Raw genomic sequence first — 26,344 nt, forward strand, 5'->3', positions numbered from 1 at the left:
TTTAGTTGGTAAAACAGAAGAAAGAAAAGGTATTAAAAGCAAACGCACTAAGTGGATTTGGGGCAAAAACGTTTCAGCCAGAGCTGGCTGAAACGAAAGTGGACAGAAGCGTGTTAGAACTTTTGCTCTAATGAAAGCAATTCCGATTATCAAAAGTATGGAAAAGCTCTAAACCTGTTGCCAGTTTTACTTTATCACTACAACATTGTTGTAATGATAATACATAAGCGCTGTTTAATATCTTCGACTCTTTTTAGATAGTCGAACTCACTGTGCGAAGGTCTATGAGGTAATAAGGCACCAAATACGATATCCATAAGCATACCTGCATATAATTCAGGATCATTAACTGATAGTCTAGAACGGCTATGTTCCAGTTCTAACCACTCAATCAATAACTCTCTGGAACGAATTACTTCATGCTCATATAAATAATCCGTCAATTCCGGAAATAAAATCGACTCACGTGTTAACAACCGAAGAATAGCTTCTCTAGCTTTAGCTTCTTTAGCGACAATATCTAAGCGGAAAATACGAAATAACGTTTCTTCGATAGGCAATAATTCGTCGTCAGCTCGAGGCAGGTCAATAATCAAATGTTGATTTTCAAAAATAACAGCAGCAAATAGTGCTGTCTTGCTTTCAAATACTTCATAAATTGCTCGTTTTGACGTTCTAGCTCTACGAGCAACCTCAGCTGTAGTCGTCTTAGCAAAACCTAGCTCAACAAATGCTTCATAAGCACTTTTCAGAATAGACTGTCTTCTAGCTTCTCTGTTAGTAGCAACCGGTCTTCCCCGTAAATTCAGTTTCGTTTTATCTCTGATATTCATTTGATTACGCATTCATCTTTACTAGCTTTTACAATATATGGTACTGGATAAGTACCATATGTTACTTTAAACTAAATTTACTTTTTCCTCCTGATAATCCTTGGAATCCCATATTCCTGATTATCTCAGCGGGAACCCTCCAAACATCCAACTAGGGAGTATTGTTAGTGAAATATTTAATAATTTCATCTCTGGTGACTAGTACAATTTTATCCTCAATGTGTATCTCAACGACTGTAAATGCCGAGACCACCAGTAACTTTAAAGTTGGAGCAGTAAAAACCGATATTACACCGAATAACTTAACGGATATGAACCCAATGGGAGGTGATTTTACCCGTGTTCACGATCCGATTTATATGCGCTCCCTACTGATAGAAAATAAAGAAACGAAACTGGCACTAATCTCTGTCGATGTCATTGAAGTTGGGGACATGACTAAAGCACGCCAGAAAATCGAGAAAGAGCTGGGGATACCTTTTGACCATATTATGATTGTCGCCACCCATGATCATAGTGCACCTCGTGTTGGTAATGTTTCTCCCGGTGCCCTTGCTCACGACGGTAATTCAGCAACCAATAAATGGAGCGAATGGCTTTACGATACAATGGTTTCTTCACTGAAAACCGCAGAAAAAAAGGCACAATACGCAAAATTTGGTATTGCAAAAGGAATGGTGGACATTAACGTCAATAGAGATCTGTACACGAGTCAAGGCTGGAAAATCGGCTTTAATCCAGATGGTCCATCAGATAAAACTGTATGGGTAATGAAATTTGATAATTTACAAGATCAACCTATTGCCATTGTCTCAAATTATGCTGTTCATTCAGTCGTAACAATAGGTACAAATCAAATTAGTGGGGACCTTGCTGAAAGTGCAACTGATTATGTTGAAAAACAAGTCGGTAATGAAGTAGTCTCTTTATGGACCTTAAGTTCCGTTGCAGATCAAAACCCCAGAATATTTAATCCTCAACAAAACAAATCTGATCCATCCACCGCTTGGGAAGCAATGAAAGCACAAGGTATGTTGGTTGGCGATGAAATAATCCGTACTTCAAATAATATAAAAAATATGACACCTGATTTAACCATCAGTGCTCAAGAAAAAGTCATCCAGTGCCCCACTAAGCGAGGCGTCAGTGATATGGATAATATCAATCAGAAGGATGTCAGTAACGTAAGTCTTCGTCTTGAATTAATGATGCTAAATCAGACTGCATTAACCGGTGTATCAGGAGAAGTAGTGACAAATATAGCCAAACGACTAGAACAAAGCTCGCCGGTTAAAAATACACTTTTATTTTCTCTCGCTAATGATCGCATTGGATATATTCCTGATGATGCAGCATACGACCGCCCAATCTTCGAGGTAAATGGAAGCCCAATGCAACGTGGATGCGCAGAAAACGCAATTGTACAGAACTTTAGCACGATGATTAATGAGGCTTTAGCAAAGTCCAACTAATATTTGTTGAGTAAAAACATACAAATTTTACAGTAAACAAAAGACTTAAGACGACCACCCAATAACTATCAAGCTGTTCATATGAAAAAAATATTACTATACATCGTTATTATATCGGCATTAGCTGGATGCTCTATCTCCAACAATTCTGAATCTAAACAGGCATCTTCAATAAAAAACAACATTAACGTATCAAGCAATTGGGACTCATCTTATGGCGGAGTAAACAAGAGTTACGATACAAACCTGCTAAAGATGCGTGAAGAAATAGCTCCTCGCTTTCAGACACTAACATTTGCTGATTCCAAAACAGGTAAATCAATGACGTATAATCTGTACGTTCCTAAAAATTATGACCCTGATAAAAGTTATCCACTAGTCTTATTTATGGCTGATGCGAGTACTACAGGTAAAGGGGCTAAATCTCCCTTGATGCAAGGGTACGGAGGTATTATTTGGGCAAGCAGTGAAAGCCAGGCAAAACACCCGAGCTTTGTTTTAGTTCCTGCATTTTCTGGCCCTGAAAATGTAACAAATGATAACTGGCAAGTCAGCGATGAATTGGGTATAGCACTTCGTTTACTAAAACACGTAGTGTCAGAATATAGCATTGATCAAAATCGCCTCTATACAACCGGGCAATCAATGGGGGGAATGATTTCTTTCTATCTGAACGCTAATTACCCTGATTTATTCGCTGCATCTCTCTTTGTCGGTAGCCAGTGGGATGTGAATGTTTTGGCTCCTTTGGCAAAAAACAAATTTTTCTACATTGTGTCAGCGGGTGATCCAAAGGCATCAAAAGGAATGAAACAGCTCAGCGAAATGTTCCACCATAGCGGTGTACCATTCGCAAGTACCTCGTTTTCAGCCAAACTAGTACACAGTGAACAGGAAAAACAAATACAGGACCTTATTGCTCAAGGTCAGGATATAAATTTTGTCCAGTTTGACAAAGGAACGGTTACCCCTGATGGCACCACACATGGTGGTGCAGAACATATGTACTCCTTTGATTATGCATACCAACTTGAAAGCGTGAGAGACTGGCTATTTAAACAAACAAAAGGTATCAGTAACGCCAAAGCTCTTTATTTCCAGGCAAAAGATTCCTCAAATCAACAGCAGGCTTTTACATACATGCTTCGATCTGCTGAATTAAATTTCGGTATGGCACAATATGAAGTGGCTCGAGATTACCAAAAAGGGCTAGGTGTTAGGAAAAATACCAGTAATGCAATCAGCTGGTATAAAAAAGCCGCAACAAATGGTGTAAATCGAGCGTTACTGGATTTAGGTATTCTTTACTATAGTGGTACGGACGTAAATCAGAATTATCCTCTGGCTACAGACTATTTTACCCAAGCCTCACAACAAGGTGATATGAAAGCTCCCCGCTATCTTGGAATGATGAAAGAAGAAGGGCTAGGCACCAGTGTAAGCTACTCAGATGCAATGAAGTTTTATCAGGAAGCATCTGAACGAGGCGATATTACCGCAGCAGCAAGGATAGGCTCACTCTATGAACGAGGGTTAGGTGTTCAGCAAAGCTATGAACATGCTATTCAATGGTATTTAAAAGCCGCTCCCACTCCAGAAATCGCAGCAAAAAATGTCCATCCAAGAATTATGGCATTAGTTCGCCTCGGCTATTTATATGAAAATGGCTTCGGAGTAAAACAAGATAAAGACCAAGCTCTACGTTGGTATACGCTCGCCTCGACCGATGATAACTCTGAAGCTAAGCAAGCAGTAAAGCGTTTGAAAAAATAAATCCACAACAGAGAAAAGCAAGTTGTAAGCAATGGTATGGACACCTATTACCGCAAAATAACAGGATGAATCGTAACCGACTCCATAAATACTCTGTAACATGACTAAAATTTGGTCAACTAGATCGCCATACGTTTTAAAAATAGCTCGGTGCCTAGCAAGCTTTGGAGGCAATTTCGTGCTAGATATGCAAGGTTAACCTGACACGTTGATGGACAATTTCGTGCCAGCTAATAGATTGCTAGACAGAGCTGCTGCGGCTGAGCAGTTTTTTGATGTGTTTCAACGCCTCCACTAACGCTTTGAGCTTTGTGCTCTGATTTGCATGTTTTCTTTTCAAGACTGGGGTTTAGCAGTTCTTCAGGGCAACGAAGAAGCTCAACGAAGTCTCCCCAGTTGTCTATGAGAAGCATGTATATTTCTTCTGTACTCTTTAATTGTGGACTTCTACTGTGAAAGAAAAGAAAACGAGCAATGGCATGAGTATTAATTTTTAAAACGAAATCGAGCTCTATTGGTAAATCTTTCACGTTATCGCAAACCCCGTTAGCAAACGGTATCTGTACGCCAATCGTTTTTTGACTATATGGATCTCTCGTAAAAGCGTCTAACTTAGTACCAAGTTTTGCAGTATCAATTTCCCAGACAACATTACTAAAATCCCAACCGTCTAAATCAAACATGGTAAGGTGTGGTAACTGCTGGCGAATAATTAATGCTATTGCAGTAACAGGAGAGAAGGAACATTGATGTGATGTAGATAACTCATTAGTACGATGAGCAAAGTGTTTCTGATTAATATTTCCCTGCCGGGCTGTGAGGGGAGTATTACAGGAAAGGCACCGACAATCACATTTGTCGCCCCTTTCCACTTCTAAAATACTGACGACCCTTCCCGTTTTATTGCTTTTGGCAAAGGGCATTAATACCGCGAACTCAGACATAGCATATTCCTCTAACTAGTTAATAATAAATAGGTAAAGCATTACTGATAGCTATAATGCTGATCAAACATAACGGTCATTTCCTCGGCAGGCAGCGTTCGATAACAATTAAGCCTTTGTCCATTAATTGAAAGCTTTCCTCCCTCAGTAATCGCGACGACTGATTTCAAATATTTTCCTAATTTGATTGGGTTGCATCGGTCATAACCAACGATACCCATCTGATCACAAAAGTGGATGTAGTTATTGAAGAAGCTGGTTTTAGGAATAGTTTGTGAGTTTTCTAAATCGAACGCGATATTCCCATCAGTCAAACAGCCTTCATCCAGTACCCCTTTTAACCATACGGCCTCACTTGGTAGTGATTCCATGATTTGTTGTTGTGTCGCTGACGTCTTCGGTGCTTTGTGTAAGTTGTACTCTTCAATATCGTAATTTTTTAGAAAGTTTATAAACTGCCCCATCGCCTCATTAGAATTGATGGTTGTAAATAAATTAGAAAAATATTCTGAATCCTGTTTCTTTTTTTCTGAAACTTCGAGAATAAAGAAGCGGCGCTCATCATGCGTTTGAGGTACAGCCCAATCATTATTAGTACACATCATATAACGATGGTAACTATCAACTTCGATGGCATCTTTTCCCTTAGCTTCAATTGTCACTGTACTCTCAGTAATGAGTGTTCTCAGTTTCCCAGCGTCTTTTGCTGAACCACTCCAGAATGCCTCTTCTACCGTTACAAATAACTTATTGGCTAAATGGCTATTGAATGCACCCAATAGGTGTTTACCATCCTGCACTCTCATAGCGTGTTGCCCTAACATGCGTTCCATCATTACCGACACGGTGCTTTTACCAGTTCCCCTAGCCTCAGATTTTAAAACAACACAAACACCGCTCTTCTCTTCTGGCTTTTGTACAATATGAGCCATCCAAGCGAGCAAATATTTATAATCTTTCTTATTGCCATTACAAATGATTTCCAATAAATGCCAAAAAATGGGTTGTAAATGCTGTTCCCCTTCTACCGGCTCGATTGCAAATCCATGCCACATATTTAGAAAACGTTGGTCAGAATGATTCGATGGGTCAAACACCACACCATGATAGGTTTTACGATCGTGGGCTCTCATCCACAAATCAAAACAGTTGGCAGATTTTATCTTGTCATCTTGCAAGTAAGATAAATTGAGGTTGGCATAAAATGATTTCTTCTGCGGCACAGCAGAGAAAGTATAAGCAATATTACTTTTGTGGTCGATGGTTCTCTCACAGATCAGAGTTTTTCCACCATGCAAAACCACTGAATGACTGGAATTAAACAGACCAACAATAGAATCTCGATGTTCTTCTAAAGAATCAGAACCTGAGTTTTTACATAGTTGAAGTAATGAATCATACGCAATTGGGCTTTCTTGTTCAGAGACCAAATGGAGATAGGTTGGTTTAGTCGTATCAATGCCCAACCGCTGAATTGCTTCTGCGACTAAACTGATATTCGGTTGACGTTTACGACCTGAGAGATTCTCAATTTCATCAGCCACCTTTTCTGAATCGAGTTCGGAGTATCCCGAACGCTGCAACTCATCATAGACAGCATCAGCAATTTGCTTATTGTTAGGTTGCGAAGTAGGAGTTTGATAAAGCTCTTTAAAGACAGATAAAATCAACTTACTTTTTGCATCTTGCACCAATGCAACATCAATTTTATCTGCGTCAGAGAATGAAACGGGCATCTCATGCAATACGGCATCAGTTAATGCTTTCTCATGCTGGTATTGCTCGTTTTTTTTACGTGCGAAAACGGCCATAATATTATAGACTCTTGTTATCAACTGATAGAACGGTCTCGCCAAAGAATGAACTATCAGTGTGTTTTTGGAAGGCTTTGAATCTTATTTCAAAGCCTTTTTATTGGGCGGCTACATTGATAAACAAACCGCCATGTTTAATTGCTATGTTCAGCAAGCCATTGGTCAAAATCCTCTTGTTTCCATCCTAACGTCTTACCGCGAAACTTCACTGGTTTAGGGAAATGCCCATCACGAACCCATGCCCAAATCGTTTTGTAATTACGGTTCAACATTCCACATACATCAGTGTAAGTAAGAAGGCGAGCAGCTGTTTTATTCGATTTCATTGTTTTATTTCCTTAGTTATCTTGAGTGGTCTAGATAGTAAAAAATAATGAATTCGTTGGGATGGGGAACGTTAAAAATTCACATTCCCTACCCCTTTATTGATGCCATTCTCACCCACTGCCTAAAGCTATAATTTTGGAATGTCACGTCATGCTGTTGTTTCTGATAAAGCAATTCCGTAAAAGCCATATAGAACGTTGTCATAATGGACTTTCTCAACGAACGATTTTTCTCTATCACTTCTAAAATCAGATTGGCCTTAGCCGCAGTACTAAGTCCTCTCAGTTGCTCATCAGAACAAAACTGCTCAGCACGACTGGCAATCGAACTATTGAGGGTTTTTCCATCGTCAGCCAGATTAAAAAAGTCAGACACTTTCTTTTTATTATGAGTAAATAACATTGCACCAACTCTTAAAGTGAACAAATCAAATGCCTGAGGTGATTTGTCATTTTTAAGCTCAATAAACGGGTCGTTACCACGCATATATTCATGAAGAACTTTTGCTATATCGTGCAGCCTTGCTTGCTCTGGAGACAGTTTTTCCTTGTCGAACATTTCCCAATAATGAGTGATTACCCAATCTGAACAGAAACTCTTAAGTTCTGATAACTCGCGCCATTCAGAAGCATATTGATCATATTTATCCATTTCTAAGACGTCTTTGGTCTCTATTTTTTCCATTCTTTAATCTCCAAGATTTTGGCGTCTTCATGCTCTTCGTGTAACTTAGCAACCCAAGAATCGAGTGCTATACGTTTCTTTTCTAGATGATGTGAATGGTTATACACTGCCATGACTCCCGCCAAGGCGTGGCCAAGGAGTTGCTCCACAATATAAGGCTCAATGCCTAAATCATTCATCATGGTGGCAAACGTCCGTCTCAAATCATGAAGCGTCCACGGTGCGTTATGTCCGAGTAGCTTCCACAACGTACGACCATACCCAGAAACAGCTTCAGGTCTTTTCATTGTCCCGAGTAGCAGTTCTCCCGCATTTGTATCTTCTAGTAACTCTTCGATATAAGGTTTAATTGAAACAGGTATCGGCCTTTTTATTTCGGAGCCTGTTTTGCTATGTCGTTTAGGTACAGTCCACACCATTTCGTTTAAGTCCCATTCGTCAACGGTTGATAAACGTAATTCTTGCGTGCGGCAACCAAACACAATCAATAGATAAACAAGATTTTTGTAATACCAATTAGCTCTTAGACTGGTTGTCCAATACAAAACATCTAACAGCTCAGCCCAAGATAGAACTCGATCTTTCTTCTGTTGGTGTTCCGCTACATCGGTAATATTCAGATCATCTAAAGCGTTTGATTTAGCAAATTGACGGTTACGGCAATACTTAAGCGCCTGTTTCGCATTTTGCAGAATATAGCCACTCGCTTTAGGTGCTGCTCTGTGGTGTTTCCCATTAGTAATGTCATCAAACACTTTCACCCAATGGCGAGTTTCACATTTATCGAGAGGTATATTACCTATGTATGGGTAAACATGCTTTTCAAACTGAGCACGGTGCTTTTCATGGTTAGACCTATTTTTAGCTGCGTAATTATCAATCCAATAATCGAGCGCTTGCTTAACTGTCACAGCCTGTAAGATTTTTTCTTTCTCTAATAACCTTTCTAACTTAGGGTCTTGCCCTCCTGCTAGTAGCTTCTTGCACTCAACAGCTTGCTGTCTTGCCTCAGACAAGCTCATTAAAGGATAAGTACCTAAAGAGAGATTCTGCTGTTTTCCGTTATAGCGATAGCGGAAAACAAATGAGAGCGTACCTGTTTTTCGGTGATATACCGTCAATCCGTCTCGGTCTGCCATCTTAATAGGCGCTTTTTCGTGCTTTTTACCGTTAAGCGCTTTTAATTTTGAGTCAGATATTGCCATGTCCTAAGTGTCCTAAAGCTGTCCTAAGTACAGAAACAACTTAGGACACCCTAAGTTACTGTATTAAAACGTTTATTATCTTACTGTCCTAAGTGTCCTAAGTTAAATAGAAAAAGTGAGAATTTTTTAAAGTGAATTTGGAACCCACAAATAGAACCCACACTGGAACCCACAGATCAGCGAATACGTCAGAAGATACGTTAAGAAAAAATGAGAAACAAGGACTCAAAGAAGCCTTTAATAACAATGGATTAGTAATGTTAACTTGACATTACTTTACGTACGAATAGATGACAAAATTGAAAATACGGCATGAACTAAAAATTATTTTATAAATAATTATTTTATAAATAATTGTTTTAAAAAGACTTACCATAAATGGTAAGTCTTTTTTTTTGCTTAGCTGTAACAACAAAAAACAAAGCCAACCTGAACTAGGTTGGCTTTGTAATTAAGTATATGTGTCTTAACAGACTGAATAACTATGAGTGTGCATGGTGAGATTTAAGAGGGACAGGTTGTTCACTGTCATGAGGGATACCAATATCTCTTAGTTTCTTACCTGACATCAAATTCGCTTCAATAGATTCCAAAGTAACGCCTTTGGTTTCAGGAACGAAGAAGATAGTTACCGCTACAAATAAAATGTTACATACTGCGTATAACCAGAATGTTTGTGCAGTACCGATACCATTTAGAAGAGTTAAGAACGTTGCCCCTAACACCATGTTTGAAATCCAGTTCATTGTTGTTGAACATGCGATACCAAAATCACGACCTTTAAGAGGTTGTACTTCTGAACATAGTACCCACACCATTGGTGCAGCACTCATAGCATAACCACAAATACAAACGATTGAAGTTAGAACGGCTAAGTAAGAGAAGTACACTGGCGCTTCACCAGCCAATACAAATTTAAGTAATAGGCCTAAACAGAACATACCGACACCCATTACAGTAAAACCAATTTTCAATGCAGGTTTACGGCCCCAGCTATCAGCCATACCGATGGCAATAAAGGTTGCAGCAACAAAAGCGACACCAACAAGCACCGTACCAAACATTTGCTCCATGTTACTGGTAAAGCCAGCCATTTCGAAAATTTTTGGTGCGTAATACATCAAGATGTTCATACCCGTAAATTGTTGCATGAACTGTAGAACCAAACCTAGGCCTACACTGCGGCGGAAGTTTTTGTTTGCTTTAAAAAGAGCAAAACCTGATTGTTTTACTTTCAAGCTTGCCACAATCTCTTGAAATTCTGAGCTAGCAGCACGTTCATCAATACGTAGAGACAACAGCACTTTTTGAGCTTCTTGCATATAACCACGCGATGCCAACCAACGTGGCGAACGAGGCATGAAATATACAGAAAGAATAAGAATTACCGTTGGAACAAGCAGCACAGCAAACATCATGCGCCAGTTACCAGTTTGAGCAAACCAAGTGTCAGAAAGGAACGCGACCAAAATCCCAACGGTTACCATTAATTGGTAAGTTGCAATACGACGACCACGAACTTCTTTATCTGACATTTCAGATAGGTAAAGTGGCGCAGCGAAAGACGCGATACCGATAGAGAAGCCTTGAACAACACGGAAGAACAACATGACATTGATGTTCGATGCAAAGGTACAGCCTAGCGTACCAATGGCGAAGATGATACCGCCCCATAGTAAGCTACGTTTACGTCCAAGACGTGCAGATAACCAGTTATTTGAAATTGAGCCTAACGTAGCACCGAGCATCATGGTACTTACAATCCATTCTTGTTGGTGGATTGAAATACTCCATTCCGATGTGATAAATGGTAGCGCTCCAGAAATGAGTCCGATATCTAAACCGAAAAGTAGCCCCGCAAGAGAGGCGGCTACTGAAACGAGAGTATTATAGTTAAACATTTGATTATTATTCCTCATTAGTAGGGTGTCTCTATAATATGGAACCCCGATTTAGAAACATTTGAGGAAATCTCACGCTTACAAACTGAGCGCTTTTATGTATTTTTTTAGCAAAAAAATACATGTAAATGATGGGTATATAACCGATATGATGAACACAGATCGATAACTATATGTTTTTGAAAAAGAATGAAAAAAGCCAGACTAAAACAGTCTGGCTTTTTACTACATATGATTTTGTGAACGAGATCTCTTATTCAAAACAGTTCCTGATATTGATTCACTGAATAGGGATAGTGGATACTTTACGGTCGACCGAATTCGCTAACTCTTTCATTCTTTGAGCAACAGGAGCATTGTTTAACACAATATCTTGCAGCGCCTCGGCCCAATCGGTTGTTGTTTCAAAAAACATCGGTTGCGGTGTGAACTTAATACCGACATTATCGATAATCTTCATGAAGGTTTCTTCGTAGCCCGTGATTCCTTTGATAACCAGTTGCCACTCTTTTGAATCCCAAATAGATTTTCGAACAGGGTTAACAAGATAATTATGTGTCGCTCCCCAGAGCATCTGTTTTTTGCCGGTCATGTATTGCATAAACAGCCAAGCAGCTTGTTTATGTGCAGATGAGTTGCTCATGGCCAGCGACCATATCCATTCATTTGCCCCCTGCACGCCATTATCAAATACTGGCATTGGCGCAAAAGCAAGGTTACGCCCTTCCCTAGAATCTGGATCTTTATTCATGTAAAACCCTAGGATATCGGCGTCTAGAGCCATCGCAGCTCGCCCATTACCAATATCATTCATCACATTGTACCAAGTGTAGAATGACCACTGTTTAGGTCCACTTTCTTTAATGAGTTGAGAATAAGTCTGGGTGACTTTAATCGATTCAGGCGAATCTAGCAGCGACACCAAACGACCATTGCGAATGGTAAAATCTTTCGCCCCAGCATTAGAAAAAGCACTCATGTACCCTGGATGAATGGTCGCCCAAGATAAGCTGCCACGTATGGCAGTCCCGTAGGAATCAATACCATTCCAGCCATTCAGTTCTTTCGATGTTTCTAACAGTTCATCAAAGGTTTGGGGCACTGTTAGTCCTTTTTTCTCCAATGCTCGCTTATTATAAATCAACACATTCGCTTCAAAACCAAGTGGGATTGCCCATAGTTTTCCAGTGCCAACAGGATGCCCAGGCGTCAAATCCCAGCGATCGCCGTTTAATACCCCTTCAAAGAAATCTTCAATATCAAACTGACTTTCTGTTCTATCTGGCTCGTTGATAAGTGCATCTAAATACTGCACATGACCCTTCGAGGCGTAATCCCATAATTGATATGAGCCCGTCATAAATACATCGGGAGAATGATCGGAATTTAAACCTGCCGTTAAATTTTCGAAGTAGGTATCTTCTGTTGTCACTGAATACGTGACACTAATGCCCGTGAGTTTTTCAAATTGGGGAATTTGTAGAATGATGGCATCAGCGTAGGGATGCTTGTTCAGTTGAACGTTGATTGATTCTCCTTTTGCAGAAGTCCAATCAAATGCAGCATTTGCTGGAACGCTTACCGCCAGCAAAAAGGTGGATGAAATAATGATTAACGATAACTTACGCACATAATCGCTGAAATGACTCATCACTCAATGATTCCTTTTCATGATCTCTCAGACTTAACCCATGGCATCTCATCATCAATTGATACTCATGATATTTATATTTGTTGGTACAGTAAGATCAGTATAGGCAGAGGGAGAAATTAGCCCAAAAACAACTCGCAGTTTATCGTAGAAAAACACAGATTTAATGCAAATCAAGGCTCATCATGCCCTGAAACAATACGCGATCATGGTAAGTAGACCTGCTACCGACTACTAGAAAAGTAGTGAGTTAATTATTTTCCGTTTCATTCAACGCAGCCAAAATAGAGCAATGGCTGGCATCATCATCCACATCACCACAGCAGGCATTATTCATTTTTTCCAATGCGCTGCGAATGCGTTTTAACTCCGCAAGTTTCTCATCAACCAAACGTAACTTTGCCGAGGTAATCGCCTTTACTTCAGCACAGCTATGTTCGGTTGCTTCAAGTCGAATTTCCATCAACTCTTTGATGTCTTCTAAACTTAACCCCACTTCTTTGGATTTAAGAATAAAGTGAATCTGCTGTAAGTTCGTTTCATTATAAAGTCGATAACCCGATTCACTTCGACCAGCAGGCACGATTAAGCCATTTTTCTCGTAAAAACGCAGTGTATCAGTAGAAACCCCACTACGTTTGGCAAACTCACCGATTTGAAACATCTGAAGCCTCTTTAAATTTTTCTTGAAAAACACTCTTTTTGCGATTATTTTGCGCATGCCAAACGATTGCGCGAGCTTTTTCTTAAGAGATTAGTTAGAATGTGCGCCATCAAATTTGGGATTAAAGGTCTTTACCAAAACTCGCCAGCGCGTCCCTAACATTGCCGCGTAATACTCAGTTTTGGCAAGTATCTTTCGTCACTAACTCCAAGCATTTGAGGAAAAGGGAAGCATGAATAACGCTCGTCCAATTCGTCGCGCACTCATCAGCGTATCAGATAAAACTGGCATTGTTGAGTTTGCACAGGCACTCGCACAACGTGGTGTCGACATTTTGTCTACCGGTGGCACTGCCCGCCTACTTGCAGAAAAAGGCATTGCTGTAACAGAAGTTTCTGATTACACCGGTTTTCCAGAGATGATGGATGGACGCGTAAAAACGCTTCACCCTAAAGTTCACGGTGGTGTACTAGGCCGTCGCGGTCAAGATGATACCATCATGGAAGAGCACGGCATCAAGCCTATCGATATGGTTGTTGTTAACCTTTACCCGTTTGCTGAAACAGTAGCAAAAGAAGGTTGTACTCTTGCTGATGCAGTAGAAAACATCGATATCGGTGGTCCAACTATGGTTCGCTCTGCAGCGAAAAACCATAAAGATGTCACTATCGTAGTAAAAGCTTCAGATTACGACCGTGTAATCACTGAAATGGACGCAAACGATAAGTCTCTCACTCTAGATACTCGTTTCGATCTAGCTATCGCTGCATTTGAACACACTGCGGCTTACGACGGTATGATCGCGAACTATTTCGGTACAATGGTTCCTTCTTACGGCGAAAACAAAGAAGGCGACGAAGAGTCTAAATTCCCTCGTACGTTCAACATGCAGTTCGAGAAAAAACAAGACATGCGTTACGGTGAAAACAGCCACCAAGACGCCGCTTTCTACGTTGAAAGCGATGCACAAAATGGTTCTGTTTCTTCCGCTAAACAGCTACAAGGTAAAGCGCTTTCTTACAACAACATCGCTGATACTGACGCAGCACTTGAGTGTGTGAAAGAATTCGACGAACCAGCTTGTGTTATCGTAAAACACGCCAACCCTTGTGGCGTTGCAATTGCAGATAACATTCTTGACGCTTACGATCGCGCATTCAAAACTGACCCAACATCATCCTTCGGTGGCATCATTGCGTTCAACCGCGAGCTAGATGCTAAAACAGCAAAATCGATCATCGACCGTCAATTTGCTGAAGTGATCATCGCACCGAAAGTAACGGCAGAAGCGGTTGAAGTCATTGCTGCGAAGAAAAACCTACGCCTACTTGAGTGTGGCGAATGGACTGCACAATCCACTGGGTTCGACGTGAAACGTGTTAACGGTGGCCTATTGGTTCAAGACCGTGACCACGGCATGGTAGCCTTTGACGATCTAAAAGTCGTGACTAAACGTCAACCGACCGAAGAAGAAATGAAAGATGCGCTATTCTGCTGGAAAGTAGCGAAATTCGTGAAATCTAACGCGATTGTATACGCGAAAGGAAACGGCACTATCGGTGTTGGCGCAGGCCAAATGAGCCGCGTTTACTCTGCTAAAATTGCAGGTATTAAAGCGGCTGATGAAAACCTAGAAGTTGCAGGCAGTGTAATGGCGTCTGACGCTTTCTTCCCATTCCGTGATGGCATTGATGCTGCGGCAGAAGCAGGTATCAAATGTGTTATTCAACCTGGCGGTTCTATTCGTGATGACGAAGTTATCGCTGCGGCAGATGAACACGACATGGCGATGATCTTCACTGGTATGCGCCACTTCCGTCACTAAGACACCCAGGCTGCCAACCTTGTGTAGGCAGCCTCATTTTTTACACCTCAAGCTGCAAAATGTAATAGTTTAGGTGTTATATAAACTCTCAGTAAGTCCTCACAGTACAAGGATTCAAAGATGAATGTATTGGTAATCGGTTCCGGCGGTCGTGAACACGCTCTAGGCTGGAAAGTCGCTCAAAATCCAGACGTAACGACTGTTTATGTTGCACCAGGTAATGCAGGCACCGCTCTTGAGCCAAAGCTTCAAAACGTTAATATTGGCGTTGAAGATATCGATGGTTTAGTGGCTTTTGCAAAAGATAACGCGATTGAACTGACTATTGTCGGCCCTGAAGCACCACTTGTTATCGGTGTGGTTGATGCATTCAATGAAGCAAATCTGCCAATTTTTGGTCCAACCAAAGGTGCAGCGCAACTTGAAGGTTCAAAAGCCTTTACGAAAGATTTTCTTGCTCGCCACAATATCCCAACTGCAGCATACGCAAACTTTACTGAAATCGAACCAGCTCTTGCTTATGTTCGTGAACAAGGAGCTCCAATCGTCGTTAAAGCCGATGGTCTTGCGGCAGGTAAAGGCGTTATCGTTGCGATGACACTTGAAGAAGCTGAAGATGCGATCAAAGACATGCTCGCGGGTAATGCCTTTGGTGATGCAGGCAGCCGAGTGGTTATCGAAGAATTTCTCGATGGTGAAGAAGCAAGCTTTATCGTGATGGTGGATGGTGAAAACGTTCTGCCAATGGCAACAAGCCAAGATCACAAACGCGTAGGCGATAAAGATACAGGTCCTAACACTGGCGGTATGGGTGCTTACTCACCGGCTCCAGTTGTAACCTCTGAAATCTATGACCGCATTATGGATGAAGTTATTTATCCAACAGTACGTGGTATGGCTGCTGAAGGCTACCCATACACTGGTTTCCTCTATGCTGGCTTGATGATTGATCAATCAGGCACACCAAAAGTGATTGAATATAACTGTCGTTTCGGTGACCCAGAAACTCAACCTATTATGATGCGTATGCAATCAGACATGGTTGAACTCTGCCAAGCTGCTATCGCAGGTAAGCTAGATCAAATGGAATCGAAATGGGATCCTCGCGCGTCAATCGGTGTCGTACTTGCAGCCGGTGGTTACCCTGGTAGCTACAATAAAGGCGATGTTATCACTCTGCCAAGTGGTGAAATTGAAGGCGAGAAAATTTTCCACGCAGGTACCACAGATAAAGAAGGGCAAGTTGTCACTAACGGCGGCCGTGTTCTTTGTGCTACTGCGCTGGGCAATACAGTTTCAGAAGCTCAACAACGTGCTTACGAGCTTGCTAAGACTGTAAGCTGGGATGGTATGTTCTATCGTAACGATATTGGCTATCGTGCGATTGCACGCGAACAATCTGATAAGTAATCACGGTTATCGATCGCAAAGCGCAGACTGAGTCTGCGCTTTTTTTATGTCATTTAGAACAAGCAATAATAGAAGGCATTAATTCTTTTCATCAAGTAGCTCTGGACGAGTCACACATTGATGCTCACTATCATCCAAAGTCAGTAACTTTTCGATATAGATGGTGTTATTACGAATCTTTCCAAGAAACGCAATGTAACTATCAATCGATGCGAGTCGATTAATCACAAAATCCGGCAAGGAATCATTGAACTGAACTCGAGCATATTGTCTTGCCCGACACGTTACAAACTTCTCTCCGTTCCATACACCTTGGATTAATTCTAATCCTTGCTTGTCTTGCTCTTGAGTTACTTTAGAAACGTAACGGGCTTGCTGAATATATTTATCGATTTGTTCTGTCGTTAATGGATACACTTTACCATCAATCCGATAACGTTGATAAATAGGCTCACCACGAACATCAAAACGCAGTAACGTTTCGAAAGAAACTACTTTGCCATCTTTACGCTGAGCGCCAACTCGGGACACTTCTCGTACTAAGTTATTGTCCCAACGATAACTGGTTTTATACCAATTATAAGCGCCAGAAATAACATAATCGGAAGCACTGACTGGTGCTTTGTTTTTTTCTGTGAACCAATAATAACGAGCTTCATCACCCACTCGCTCACCACCACTATACAACTCTGTTTGCGGTTTTTTTAAAGTTGGGGATGTCGAACTGCATCCAGCCAAAACGCTAAGCAACAGTATGGAAGCAATTCTATATTTCATATTAGAAGCTAAATAGAGATGTTCAGGAAGGAAAGAAAAACGCCGAGGATTTCCTCGGCGTTTATCAAATATTATTTCACAGATTCTTTTAGCGCTTTACCAGCTACGAATGCTGGAACATTTGCTGCTGCGATTTGGATTTCTTCGCCAGTTTTTGGATTACGACCAGTGCGAGCTGCACGGTGGTTTACTTTGAATGTACCAAAACCAATTAGTTGAACTTGGTCACCATCTTTAAGTGCACCTTCAACAGCACCAAGTGTAGCTTCAAGAGCAGATTTAGCTTGTGCTTTAGATAGATCAGCTTTTTCTGCGATAAAGTCGATTAATTGGGTCTTGTTCATTAGGTTTCCCTTCTTTATAGGTTATCGAATTGACTTCACTCTAAAGCATAAATAGCCCGTATGGCAAAGGTTTGTCGCGCAAGTTTGGTGACTCTGACGCACTTTTAACCATAATATGAGTAAGAGCTCACAATTTGTTACTCATTGACCAATTTATACGACTTGTTTTGACGCACTTATCACCTTATTTAATAAGTATAAAAACACGTCAAAGCCTGATTTGGCCTGCATTTAACGGGCATTTCATATGCAACTAGTAATAGTAAACCATAGCAAGAAATTTTCTGCGCTGGTGACGTAATACACTAAAATCATAAAAAGGTATGATAAGGATCGACAATGTTTTTGCTTTCCATCTACATTAGCGTGGCGATCGGTATCTCATTTATCTGTTCGGTCTTGGAAGCGGTGTTACTGAGCCTGACTCCAAGTTACCTCGCCCAACTGCGTCAGCAAGAACACCCCATAGCACCCACATTAATGGCGCTTAAATCCGACATAGATCGGCCTCTCGCTTCTATCCTTACCTTAAATACGATTGCTCATACGATTGGAGCGGCAAGTGCAGGCGCACAAGCAGCTGTCGTATTTGGTAGCGAGTGGTTAGGCGTTTTTTCGGCAGTTCTCACCTTTGGTATTTTGGTGCTCTCAGAAATTATTCCCAAGACTATTGGTGCAGCCTACTGGCGTCAATTGGCCCCTCTCACAGGTCGACTATTGAAATGGATGGTGATCATTCTCGCTCCCTTCGTATGGTTTTCACAACAGATCACCAAACGTCTACAGAGACACCACACCATGCCCAAATATCGTGATGAGATTTCAGCGATGGCGTTATTGGCAAACGAGAATGGCGAATTTGAAGAGGGAGAATCACGTATTCTTAATAACTTACTCGCACTACAGCGCATTCCGATTACTCAAGTCATGACACCTCGTATTGTTTTATTTCGAGTCAGTGCCCTATTGACGATTAATGAGTTTCTCGCCAGCCATAAAGACACTCCTTTTTCTCGCCCTCTCGTGTTCAGCGATACCAAAGACAACATCATTGGCTTTGTACACCGACTAGAACTCTATCGCCTCCAACAATCTGGGTTTGGAGAAAAGCAGCTTGGTGCGGTAATGCGCCCGTTGCACGCTTTAATCAAAACTCAAACACTGCCTAAAGCATTCGAACAGATGATCGAGCAACGCCAGCAAATCGCGATGATTGTCGATGAATATGGAACCGTCCAAGGCATTGTGACTTTAGAAGATATTTTCGAATTTCTACTCGGTGAGGAAATCATTGACGAAGCCGATCATATTATGAATATGCAAAAATTGGCGTTTGAACGCTGGGAAGCTTGGAAAAGAAAATATGGTGTTATTGAAAGCCGTGACGAAGAAGATAAAGCATCTAATGAAGAGCAGAATAAGTGAGTATAGACAAGCTTTGGGATCATAGGGTTCCAATTACCCCAAAGCCTGTACACATAATATAGACACGCGAGAGTAAAAACATAACACATTGATTTAATTGTAAATGTACAACTTACAGAGCTTTTGGATCATCATGTATCTAAAGCTCAACAAGCTGTACATCCCTTTCCTTAATGCCCGCTTCTATGGCTTATCATACAAGTGAGCAACCATATCTAAACGTGCCGTCCAGGGGTCTGATACTGTGTGTGAATATGCGACACCTCGATTGGAAAACAGCATCATTTCATGGCCATCATCCTGATACAAATCCCAAGCAGGTATACCCTCACCATTAGGATCACCACGTTTGATAAAGTTAACCCAATACTGATGAATTAACGCTGCCATAGCAGAATCATTGTTCGTTAACTGATCACCATATTTTGCTTTTACTGTATTAAATGTATATGGAATATCAGTCGCGTGGTAAGCACCTGGCCATTGAGACTTCAAGCTATCAGCCACGTATCCAAACCGATAAAAATAGGCGTCTCCACCTTGTTTATCTACTTGCTGTGCGACAAAACGAGCAGGCTCAACCATTAACCTATCACTGGCTAATGCCTGAGCTATCTCCTGAGGCTGAGTGACCCCGCTTTGTTTATAAGCGGCTAACGCTTGGTGGTAGTTGGCGTTGCCAAATATCGCTAAGGCTTGCTGCGTTGACGTCACCGATGGTGCAAAACCGATATCAGAGCTATTTGCTCCGACCATAATAGGCATAGCAAGCCCTTTACCTGACATGTAGTATTCTTGTGGTTGCTTCACCATGATTCGTCCATCAAGCATTGGCCCTGCATACGTTGGAGTATTCATATTCATCATATTCATATCATGCACAACTTGATCTGCAGAGAGTGAACGCAGCTTTTTCAATGCCTGCTCGTTATTGCCCTCAATCCCCCATTGTTTGGCAAAAGCAACACCTGTCGCTTCGGCTGAATCAGGATCAGAGAGGGGCACACCAAACCGTTTTGCATGTTCCCATTGTCGTCCTAAACCAGATTGGATGATGGCTTGATTAAATAGCCCTTTCGCCTTAGGCGAGGTCAGTAATACATGCTCAGAAAAACCACCAGCAGATTCTCCTACCAGAGTGACCTGCTTGGGATCACCACCAAACTTACTGATATTATTTTTTACCCATTTCAACGCGGCTATTTGATCCATAAAACCGTAATTACCTAACGCTTCTTCTGGGTATTTACGCTGTTGCTTGGTTAATGCTGGGTGGGCAAAAAAACCAAATCTTCCCAATCGATAATTGAAGCTAACCGCGACTATCCCCTGTTCAGCAAACTGGCTGGCATCGTAAACAGCAGGAGAAGCCCCACCATTGACGAATCCACCACCATAAATCCATACCATCACGGGTTTAAGTGATTTTTTATCTTGCTTAGGTGCCCATACGTTAAGCACTAAACAATCTTCAGATGGAGCCGTCCCCAATGGCGCCGCATCGCTAGGAAAAGGCTTCTGCATACAGTCATGACCATACTGCGTCACTTGGCGTATGCCATCCCACGCAGGTACTGGTTGAGGAGCGCGCCAGCGCAACTCACCAATAGGAGCCGCCGCAAAAGGGATGCCTTTATAAACATCGATGTTGTCTTGTGATGCCCCTTGAATTTTCCCGGCATCTAACGAAATAACCTTTGTAGGTTGCGCCTGCACCATACCTCCCACTAGCGAACAAGCCATGCTCAAAACGCCAGCCGCTATCGTTTGTCTCATTTTCATAGGCTTCTCCTACGCCATAGCTAACGATACCTTTAGAAACATCAAAGGGAGCACCAGCTCCCTCTGTTTATCATGTAAACACTTATAACCACCAGATTTCAATGTGCTCAGTTGTAGGGTCTGGAGCACTGGTTTTTTTAGCAGAGAGCTGTTTAAGTAATACCTGAGCTTGCTGTATCTGTTGTTGTAACTGAGTGATCTGCTGTTGAACAGTTAAATCTTCAGCAGACACACTAGTACTTAATGCCATCAATACAGCAAGAGACAAGGGTCTAACGGTGTTACCACTGGTAAGAATATTTGCTCGTTTCATCGTTATTATCCTTTATTAAGGATGAGTAAACTCGCACTGAGCTCAGGAAAACTCAGTGGAGATACTCGGTTAGGGTGCGAGGTAAGGCGTTTTAGTCTTTGTTATTTCGCCTAAATATCTTATCCAATCATCATGACTGGCCTTGGTCTGGTGCCGCTAATGTCGCGCCACGAGATTGAATAATATCTTGATACCAATAGAAACTTTTCTTACGACTGCGTGCTAGAGAGCCTTCGCCATTATCATCGCGATCAACATAAATAAAACCGTAGCGTTTAGATAGTTGCGCAGTAGAAGCACTGACTAAATCGATTGGGCCCCAAGAGGTATATCCCATCACTTCAACACCATCTTGAATGGCTTCACCAACTTGATAAAGATGGTCATTAAGATAGGTGATACGGTAATCATCAATGATTTCACCGCTTTCATTCGGTACGTCTTTCGCACCTAAACCGTTTTCAACAATAAAGAGTGGTTTTTGATAACGATCGTATAAGAAATTCAATAGGTAACGCAGGCCAACCGGATCGATCTGCCATCCCCACTCAGAGGCCTTTAGATATGGGTTTGCAATCATCTGCAGCATGTTGGCATCAGCGTTATCCGCTTGCTTAGGATCTGCGCTAGCACAACCTGTCATGTAATAGCTAAAAGAGATGAAATCAATGGTTTCTTTCAGCGCTTCTTCATCTTCTGGTGTGATATTAAGTTCAACTCCCATATCACGGAATTTGCGCGTCATATAACTTGGGTAATAACCACGCGCTTGAATATCACCAAACATCAACCATTCGCGATTTTGCATTAAGGTTTTTACCATATCGCTTGGATGGCAAGTTAATGGGTAAAGCATTGCACCCAAAATCATGTTACCGATTTTGGCATCAGGAATAATGTCATGACATAGCTTCACCGCTTTCGCACTCGCCACTAATTGATGGTGAATCGCCTGAAAACGCGTCTGCTCAGTACAATCTCTTGGTAGTCCAGAACCGGTGAAAGGTTCGTGAAGAGTGACGTTAATTTCATTAAAGGTAAGCCAACGTTTTACTCTGTGACCGTAACGCTCAAAAACGGTTTTAGCATAGCGAGTAAAACACTCAATCACATCACGACTGGCCCAGCCTTGATACTGTTTTGCCAAGTTCAATGGCATTTCATAATGAGAAAGAGTAACCAATGGTGTGATATCGTGCTTTTCTAACTCATTAAATATGCGATCGTAATAGGCCAACCCTGCTTCATTTGGCTCTAGATCATCACCATTCGGGTAAATCCGACTCCAAGCAATTGACAGTCGTAGACAGGTAAATCCCATCTCAGCAAACAGCGCAATATCTTCTGGATAACGGTGATAAAAATCGATCGCCGTATCTTTAATGTTGTAATCCCCAGCTTTGCGGTCAACTAATTCACCATGTGCCCCTTTAGGTTGCACATCGGACGTGGATAACCCTTTACCATCAGATAGGTAAGCACCTTCAACTTGGTTGGCAGCAATCGCGCCACCCCATAAAAAAGATTCGGGAAATTGAAAACTCATGATAAATACGCTCCTCGTATGGGTGTGTTGAGACAAAAAAAAACCTGAAAGCACGACCACTCCCCACACGTGGAGTGCGCTTTCAGGTTTTGCCCGCAGAGTCACTGCGGTAACAATCCGAAAAACCCTAAAAAAGTAATTAGGCAAAAAAAGACCAAAAAAAAACCCTATATCTACGCCCAGTTAAAAATACAAACAGTATTTTGCTGGATAGATATAAGGTCTTGCCTGCTTATGCAGTGACAATCCATTATTGCCTGTCCGAAACTCTAAAACACCATCGTCTTACGTGGCAATGGAAAAGATTGAAACCTGTGATAGCTATCACCAAGACGACTCCACTTTATCGTTAAAATAACCTATGTTACTGATATTTATATATTAACTATTAATTTACTTACTTTGGCTCACAAAGTAAAAAGGCGAAAGAGAGCAAACTCACATTTAATTAACTTACTGGTTGAATAATGGGAACGGTTGCCGTTATATATGAACTTAATTGGATTGTTACTGCTCCTAGCAGGCGAAACCTAGACACGATAAAAGCCATAGAAGCTTTTACGGGCTAGGTTTTTTTGTATCCAGCTTCTGTTAATCCAAGCCGGAAAAGTGCGTGAACATGCAAATTGAAAAAGTGTTAAATAACAACGTCATTATCTCAAAAGATAGCGATAACAAAGAGATCGTTATTATGGGAAAAGGCCTTGGTTTCCAAATGAAGCCAGGGATGGATGTTGCTCTCGATAAGGTAGAGAAGATATTTCGTTTAGAACAAACAGATGATGGCAGTATCGACTTTCGCTATCACAAACTGTTGGCGGAGATACCCGTCGATCTGCTACTAGCAACAGAAACCATTGTTGAAACCGCACAGAAAAAACTGCCGGGTGAATTACACCCAAGTATTCGTATTTCGTTGGCTGATCACCTTTCTTTCGCATTAGAACGGTGTATTCAAGGCAAAGAAATTAAAAACGCGATGCAGTGGGAAATTAAAAAGCTCTACCCACAAGAATTTGCCATGGGGATGGAGGCACTTGAGATCATCAAAAACATCTCAAATATCTCTTTTCCTGAAGATGAAGCTGGATTCATTGCTCTGCATTTAGTCAACGCGCAACTGAGTGAAGACATGCATAACACGATTGGGATAACTAACCTCATTCGCGATATTATCCAAATCATTAAGTATCAATTACGAATTGAAATAGATGAAGAAAGTCTAAATTATCAACGCTTAGTGACACACTTAAAGTTTTTTGCTCACCGTTTGATGCATCGTGCATCTGTAACTAGCGATGATGACGCACTCTTTCAATCGGTACGATTGCAATACCCGCAGTCTTTTGCTTGTACACAAAAAATTTACTTATTCGTCGAAGAGAAGTTTCGTCACGCGATGACTCAAGAAGAGATGATGTTTCTCACCATTCATATTGAACGGCTGAGACGTTCTATTTAAACCTCATCATGAGGTAATAACCAATGCCCCTACTCATGGGCATCCTACCAAGGAAATATTCTTGGCAAAATAATGAGTTGTTGATTCGGATTGTTACTGGTTAAGCAGGCAAGACCCAAACCAAAGGAAACGATTATGAAAGCGCATTTTCATAACCACATTCTTATCTGGGGACTGCCATACATAACGAAATGTCCTCTAAAAGAATGTTCACCTGTTTGCGCAGTGATAGAGGACAATATAAATGAGTAACAAATACGATGAATTAGCCCAAGAGATTGTGGAAAAAGTGGGTGGTGCAGACAATGTTGCCAGCTTGATTCACTGTGCCACTCGGCTGCGTTTTCAACTGAAAGATATCTCTCTGGGTCAAGCAGAAGCACTCAAACAAAACCCTGGTGTTATTACCGTGGTAAAAAGCGGTGGCCAATTTCAAGTAGTCATTGGTAACCATGTATCCAGTGTTTTCGACGCCATTCAACCCTATATTGGCGCTCCCTCTGACGATGCGGATTCAGCCGCTTCTGATCAAACGCTCCTTAATCGCGTTATTGATATTATCTCCAGCATCTTTGCCCCTATTCTTGGCATTATGGCAGGAGCCGGTATTTTGAAAGGCTTAATTGCACTCTGTGTCGCAATGAGCTGGATGGATGCATCAGGAGGAACTCACCGCGTCATGAACGCGGCCGCGGATGGTATGTTCTACTTCCTGCCTATTTTCCTTGGCTACACCGCAGCGAAAAAATTTGGTGGTAAACCGTTTATCGGAATGGCAATAGGTGCAGCTCTGGTTCACCCAGATGTAATGGGGCACTTTAATGCTATCTTTGCTGCTGAGTTGTCAGGAAAGACGATTCCAAGTGAATATTTCCTCGGTATCCCAATCAGCTACATGAACTATGCCTCCTCTGTTATCCCTATTATTCTTGCTTGTTGGTTTAACGTCATACTAGAGAAACGCTTTAATCAATGGTTGCCTGATTCAATTAAAAACTTGTTCACACCTTTCTTGTGTTTGCTAATTACTGTACCTCTCACCTTCTTAGTGATCGGCCCTATTGCCACCATGATTGGTGAAGGTCTATCAGCTGCCTTTATGTTTGTATACTCAGCCAGCCCGGTCATCGCCGGTATGATCATGGGCGCTCTATGGCAAGTTTTGGTAATTTTTGGCTTACATTGGGGCTTAGCGCCTGTGTTTATCAACAACTTAACTGTCAATGGCTTCGATGTATTTGGTCCAATGACTCTCCCAGCCGTATTCGGTCAAGTGGGGGCGGCATTAGGTATCTTTATTATTGCTAAGAACAAACAAACACGCGCTTTAGCAGGCTCAGTCGGTATAAGTGGATTCTTCGGTATCACTGAACCCGCAGTCTACGGTTTGAACCTACCCCGTAAACAACCGTTTATATTTGGTTGTATTGGTGGCGCTATCGGGGGCGGTATCATTGGTTTCTTTGGTACTAAAGTCTTTTCGATGGGGATTCCAGCCATCTTCAGTATCGCACAATATATCCCAGATACCGGGATTGATATGAGTGTTTACGGTGCCATTATTGCCGCTATCGTTGGCATTATTGTACCTGCTGTTTTAGTGGTGACCTTCTACCATGAAGAAACGAATGAAGAACCAGTGCCACAAACACCACCAGCAGCACAAGCTCATACACTATCGAAACCTGAAAAAGAAACATTAAGCAGCCCATTTTTTGGTGAAGTAATTGATTTAAAAGGTGTAGAGGATGAAACGTTCGCCAGTGAACTCATGGGCAAAGGCATCGCGATTATTCCCGATGACGGCACCCTATATTCACCCGTTGATGGCATCGTCGAATCCATCTTCAAAACCAATCATGCCTTTGGCTTAAAAAGCGATCACGGCGCTGAAGTATTAATTCACGTAGGCCTTGATACCGTTCAACTCAATGGTGAATTTTTCACGCCTCAAGTCAAAGAGGGTCAACGGGTTAGCCAAGGTGACGTACTGCTGAAATTTGATATAGAAGCTATTCGTGCGAAGGGTTATGACGTGACAACACCTGTCATCATCACGAACACCGAAGAGTATCTCGACGTTTTACCTTCCTCCAACCAACCGCATATAGACGCTCGTTCACCTATCTTATCTTTGGTGTAATTAACCCAAAGCAAGAAGCCACTCAAATGAGTGGCTTCTTTTTGTATAT

General features: G+C 41.6%; 21 protein-coding genes. 7 read left to right on the forward strand and 14 right to left on the reverse strand.

What is annotated here, in order from left to right:
* Window positions 1-197 precede the first annotated feature (197 nt).
* Window positions 198-845 (reverse strand): TetR/AcrR family transcriptional regulator, encoded by a 648-nt coding sequence (locus F9817_RS13625; RefSeq protein WP_237476255.1) that lies wholly within the window; start codon window positions 843-845, stop codon window positions 198-200.
* Window positions 846-1,000: 155 nt separating this feature from the next.
* Between F9817_RS13625 and F9817_RS13630 the strand changes: the two genes are divergently transcribed.
* Together F9817_RS13630 and F9817_RS13635 are read left to right on the forward strand one after the other, a co-directional pair.
* On the forward strand, window positions 1,001-2,305 hold the full coding sequence (locus F9817_RS13630; protein WP_161156435.1) for a neutral/alkaline non-lysosomal ceramidase N-terminal domain-containing protein: 1,305 nt from the start codon (window positions 1,001-1,003) through the stop codon (window positions 2,303-2,305).
* Window positions 2,306-2,386: 81 nt separating this feature from the next.
* Window positions 2,387-4,078, forward strand: coding sequence for an alpha/beta hydrolase-fold protein (locus F9817_RS13635; protein ID WP_161156437.1), 1,692 nt, complete (start codon window positions 2,387-2,389; stop codon window positions 4,076-4,078).
* 230 nt (window positions 4,079-4,308) lie between these two features.
* Here F9817_RS13635 and F9817_RS13640 read toward each other — a convergent pair whose 3' ends face one another.
* The 8 genes from F9817_RS13640 to zntR form a co-directional block, all read right to left on the reverse strand.
* The gene (locus tag F9817_RS13640; RefSeq protein WP_161156439.1) at window positions 4,309-5,022 is read right to left on the reverse strand and encodes a competence protein CoiA family protein; all 714 of its coding nucleotides are present in this window, start codon (window positions 5,020-5,022) and stop codon (window positions 4,309-4,311) included.
* A gap of 41 nt (window positions 5,023-5,063) precedes the next feature.
* Entirely contained in the window at window positions 5,064-6,833 is a 1,770-nt protein-coding gene (locus F9817_RS13645) for a primase-helicase family protein (RefSeq protein WP_161156441.1), read from the reverse strand.
* 137 nt (window positions 6,834-6,970) lie between these two features.
* Window positions 6,971-7,162 carry a helix-turn-helix transcriptional regulator gene (locus tag F9817_RS13650; RefSeq protein ID WP_161156443.1) on the reverse strand — a complete coding sequence of 64 codons (192 nt, stop codon included), beginning with the start codon at window positions 7,160-7,162 and terminating at the stop codon, window positions 6,971-6,973.
* Window positions 7,163-7,250: 88 nt separating this feature from the next.
* Window positions 7,251-7,847, reverse strand: coding sequence for a hypothetical protein (locus F9817_RS13655; RefSeq protein WP_161156445.1), 597 nt, complete (start codon window positions 7,845-7,847; stop codon window positions 7,251-7,253).
* Entirely contained in the window at window positions 7,835-9,052 is a 1,218-nt protein-coding gene (locus F9817_RS13660; RefSeq protein ID WP_161156447.1) for a tyrosine-type recombinase/integrase, read from the reverse strand. Before F9817_RS13660 ends, F9817_RS13655 begins: the two co-directional genes overlap by 13 nt.
* A 482-nt stretch (window positions 9,053-9,534) precedes the next feature.
* Window positions 9,535-10,953 carry a sugar porter family MFS transporter gene (locus tag F9817_RS13665; RefSeq protein WP_202436460.1) on the reverse strand — a complete coding sequence of 473 codons (1,419 nt, stop codon included), beginning with the start codon at window positions 10,951-10,953 and terminating at the stop codon, window positions 9,535-9,537.
* 280 nt (window positions 10,954-11,233) lie between these two features.
* Window positions 11,234-12,604, reverse strand: coding sequence for an ABC transporter substrate-binding protein (locus F9817_RS13670; RefSeq protein WP_161156451.1), 1,371 nt, complete (start codon window positions 12,602-12,604; stop codon window positions 11,234-11,236).
* Window positions 12,605-12,854: 250 nt separating this feature from the next.
* Window positions 12,855-13,268: a Zn(2+)-responsive transcriptional regulator gene (zntR, locus tag F9817_RS13675; RefSeq protein WP_161156453.1), complete on the reverse strand. Its 414-nt coding sequence runs from the start codon at window positions 13,266-13,268 to the stop codon at window positions 12,855-12,857.
* A 232-nt stretch (window positions 13,269-13,500) separates the two neighbouring features.
* On the opposite strand from zntR, the gene purH reads away from it, so the two are divergent.
* Together purH and purD are read left to right on the forward strand one after the other, a co-directional pair.
* Entirely contained in the window at window positions 13,501-15,093 is a 1,593-nt protein-coding gene (gene purH, locus F9817_RS13680; RefSeq protein WP_161156455.1) for a bifunctional phosphoribosylaminoimidazolecarboxamide formyltransferase/IMP cyclohydrolase, read from the forward strand.
* 120 nt (window positions 15,094-15,213) lie between these two features.
* On the forward strand, window positions 15,214-16,503 hold the full coding sequence (gene purD, locus F9817_RS13685) for a phosphoribosylamine--glycine ligase (RefSeq protein ID WP_161156457.1): 1,290 nt from the start codon (window positions 15,214-15,216) through the stop codon (window positions 16,501-16,503).
* Window positions 16,504-16,581: 78 nt separating this feature from the next.
* Here the strand turns inward: purD and F9817_RS13690 are convergent, their stop codons facing one another.
* On the reverse strand, window positions 16,582-17,280 hold the full coding sequence (locus tag F9817_RS13690; RefSeq protein ID WP_161156459.1) for a DUF1481 domain-containing protein: 699 nt from the start codon (window positions 17,278-17,280) through the stop codon (window positions 16,582-16,584).
* A 71-nt stretch (window positions 17,281-17,351) separates the two neighbouring features.
* Window positions 17,352-17,624 (reverse strand): nucleoid-associated protein HU-alpha, encoded by a 273-nt coding sequence (gene hupA / locus F9817_RS13695; RefSeq protein ID WP_161156461.1) that lies wholly within the window; start codon window positions 17,622-17,624, stop codon window positions 17,352-17,354.
* 339 nt (window positions 17,625-17,963) lie between these two features.
* Between hupA and F9817_RS13700 the strand changes: the two genes are divergently transcribed.
* Window positions 17,964-19,049 (forward strand): CNNM domain-containing protein, encoded by a 1,086-nt coding sequence (locus tag F9817_RS13700; protein ID WP_161156463.1) that lies wholly within the window; start codon window positions 17,964-17,966, stop codon window positions 19,047-19,049.
* Window positions 19,050-19,232: 183 nt separating this feature from the next.
* Here the strand turns inward: F9817_RS13700 and F9817_RS13705 are convergent, their stop codons facing one another.
* The 3 genes from F9817_RS13705 to ascB form a co-directional block, all read right to left on the reverse strand.
* Window positions 19,233-20,831 (reverse strand): carboxylesterase/lipase family protein, encoded by a 1,599-nt coding sequence (locus F9817_RS13705; protein ID WP_202436461.1) that lies wholly within the window; start codon window positions 20,829-20,831, stop codon window positions 19,233-19,235.
* An 82-nt stretch (window positions 20,832-20,913) separates the two neighbouring features.
* The gene (locus F9817_RS13710) at window positions 20,914-21,144 is read right to left on the reverse strand and encodes a hypothetical protein (protein WP_161156465.1); all 231 of its coding nucleotides are present in this window, start codon (window positions 21,142-21,144) and stop codon (window positions 20,914-20,916) included.
* A gap of 130 nt (window positions 21,145-21,274) precedes the next feature.
* The gene (gene ascB, locus F9817_RS13715; protein ID WP_161156467.1) at window positions 21,275-22,690 is read right to left on the reverse strand and encodes a 6-phospho-beta-glucosidase; all 1,416 of its coding nucleotides are present in this window, start codon (window positions 22,688-22,690) and stop codon (window positions 21,275-21,277) included.
* Between the two features lie 619 nt (window positions 22,691-23,309).
* On the opposite strand from ascB, the gene licT reads away from it, so the two are divergent.
* A complete protein-coding gene (gene licT / locus F9817_RS13720) occupies window positions 23,310-24,152 on the forward strand; it encodes a BglG family transcription antiterminator LicT (RefSeq protein WP_161156470.1) in 843 nt (280 codons plus the stop codon).
* A 244-nt stretch (window positions 24,153-24,396) separates the two neighbouring features.
* Window positions 24,397-26,295, forward strand: coding sequence for a beta-glucoside-specific PTS transporter subunit IIABC (locus tag F9817_RS13725; RefSeq protein ID WP_161156471.1), 1,899 nt, complete (start codon window positions 24,397-24,399; stop codon window positions 26,293-26,295).
* The last annotated feature ends 49 nt before the right edge of the window (window positions 26,296-26,344 follow it).

The organism is Vibrio eleionomae, from assembly GCF_009874545.1.
Classification (GTDB): Bacteria; Pseudomonadota; Gammaproteobacteria; order Enterobacterales; family Vibrionaceae; genus Vibrio; species Vibrio nitrifigilis.

Bases quoted from the DNA above. Each gene is read 5' to 3' on its own strand.
- F9817_RS13625 (WP_237476255.1), bottom strand. From the start codon at position 845: ATGCGTAATCAAATGAATATCAGAGATAAAACGAAACTGAATTTACGG.
- F9817_RS13635 (WP_161156437.1), top strand. From the start codon at position 2,387: ATGAAAAAAATATTACTATACATCGTTATTATATCGGCATTAGCTGGA.
- F9817_RS13640 (WP_161156439.1), bottom strand. From the start codon at position 5,022: ATGTCTGAGTTCGCGGTATTAATGCCCTTTGCCAAAAGCAATAAAACG.
- F9817_RS13645 (WP_161156441.1), bottom strand. From the start codon at position 6,833: ATGGCCGTTTTCGCACGTAAAAAAAACGAGCAATACCAGCATGAGAAA.
- F9817_RS13650 (WP_161156443.1), bottom strand. From the start codon at position 7,162: ATGAAATCGAATAAAACAGCTGCTCGCCTTCTTACTTACACTGATGTA.
- F9817_RS13655 (WP_161156445.1), bottom strand. From the start codon at position 7,847: ATGGAAAAAATAGAGACCAAAGACGTCTTAGAAATGGATAAATATGAT.
- F9817_RS13660 (WP_161156447.1), bottom strand. From the start codon at position 9,052: ATGGCAATATCTGACTCAAAATTAAAAGCGCTTAACGGTAAAAAGCAC.
- F9817_RS13665 (WP_202436460.1), bottom strand. From the start codon at position 10,953: ATGTTTAACTATAATACTCTCGTTTCAGTAGCCGCCTCTCTTGCGGGG.
- F9817_RS13670 (WP_161156451.1), bottom strand. From the start codon at position 12,604: ATGAGTCATTTCAGCGATTATGTGCGTAAGTTATCGTTAATCATTATT.
- zntR (WP_161156453.1), bottom strand. From the start codon at position 13,268: ATGTTTCAAATCGGTGAGTTTGCCAAACGTAGTGGGGTTTCTACTGAT.
- purH (WP_161156455.1), top strand. From the start codon at position 13,501: ATGAATAACGCTCGTCCAATTCGTCGCGCACTCATCAGCGTATCAGAT.
- purD (WP_161156457.1), top strand. From the start codon at position 15,214: ATGAATGTATTGGTAATCGGTTCCGGCGGTCGTGAACACGCTCTAGGC.
- F9817_RS13690 (WP_161156459.1), bottom strand. From the start codon at position 17,280: ATGAAATATAGAATTGCTTCCATACTGTTGCTTAGCGTTTTGGCTGGA.
- hupA (WP_161156461.1), bottom strand. From the start codon at position 17,624: ATGAACAAGACCCAATTAATCGACTTTATCGCAGAAAAAGCTGATCTA.
- F9817_RS13700 (WP_161156463.1), top strand. From the start codon at position 17,964: ATGTTTTTGCTTTCCATCTACATTAGCGTGGCGATCGGTATCTCATTT.
- F9817_RS13705 (WP_202436461.1), bottom strand. From the start codon at position 20,831: ATGAAAATGAGACAAACGATAGCGGCTGGCGTTTTGAGCATGGCTTGT.
- F9817_RS13710 (WP_161156465.1), bottom strand. From the start codon at position 21,144: ATGAAACGAGCAAATATTCTTACCAGTGGTAACACCGTTAGACCCTTG.
- ascB (WP_161156467.1), bottom strand. From the start codon at position 22,690: ATGAGTTTTCAATTTCCCGAATCTTTTTTATGGGGTGGCGCGATTGCT.
- licT (WP_161156470.1), top strand. From the start codon at position 23,310: ATGCAAATTGAAAAAGTGTTAAATAACAACGTCATTATCTCAAAAGAT.
- F9817_RS13725 (WP_161156471.1), top strand. From the start codon at position 24,397: ATGAGTAACAAATACGATGAATTAGCCCAAGAGATTGTGGAAAAAGTG.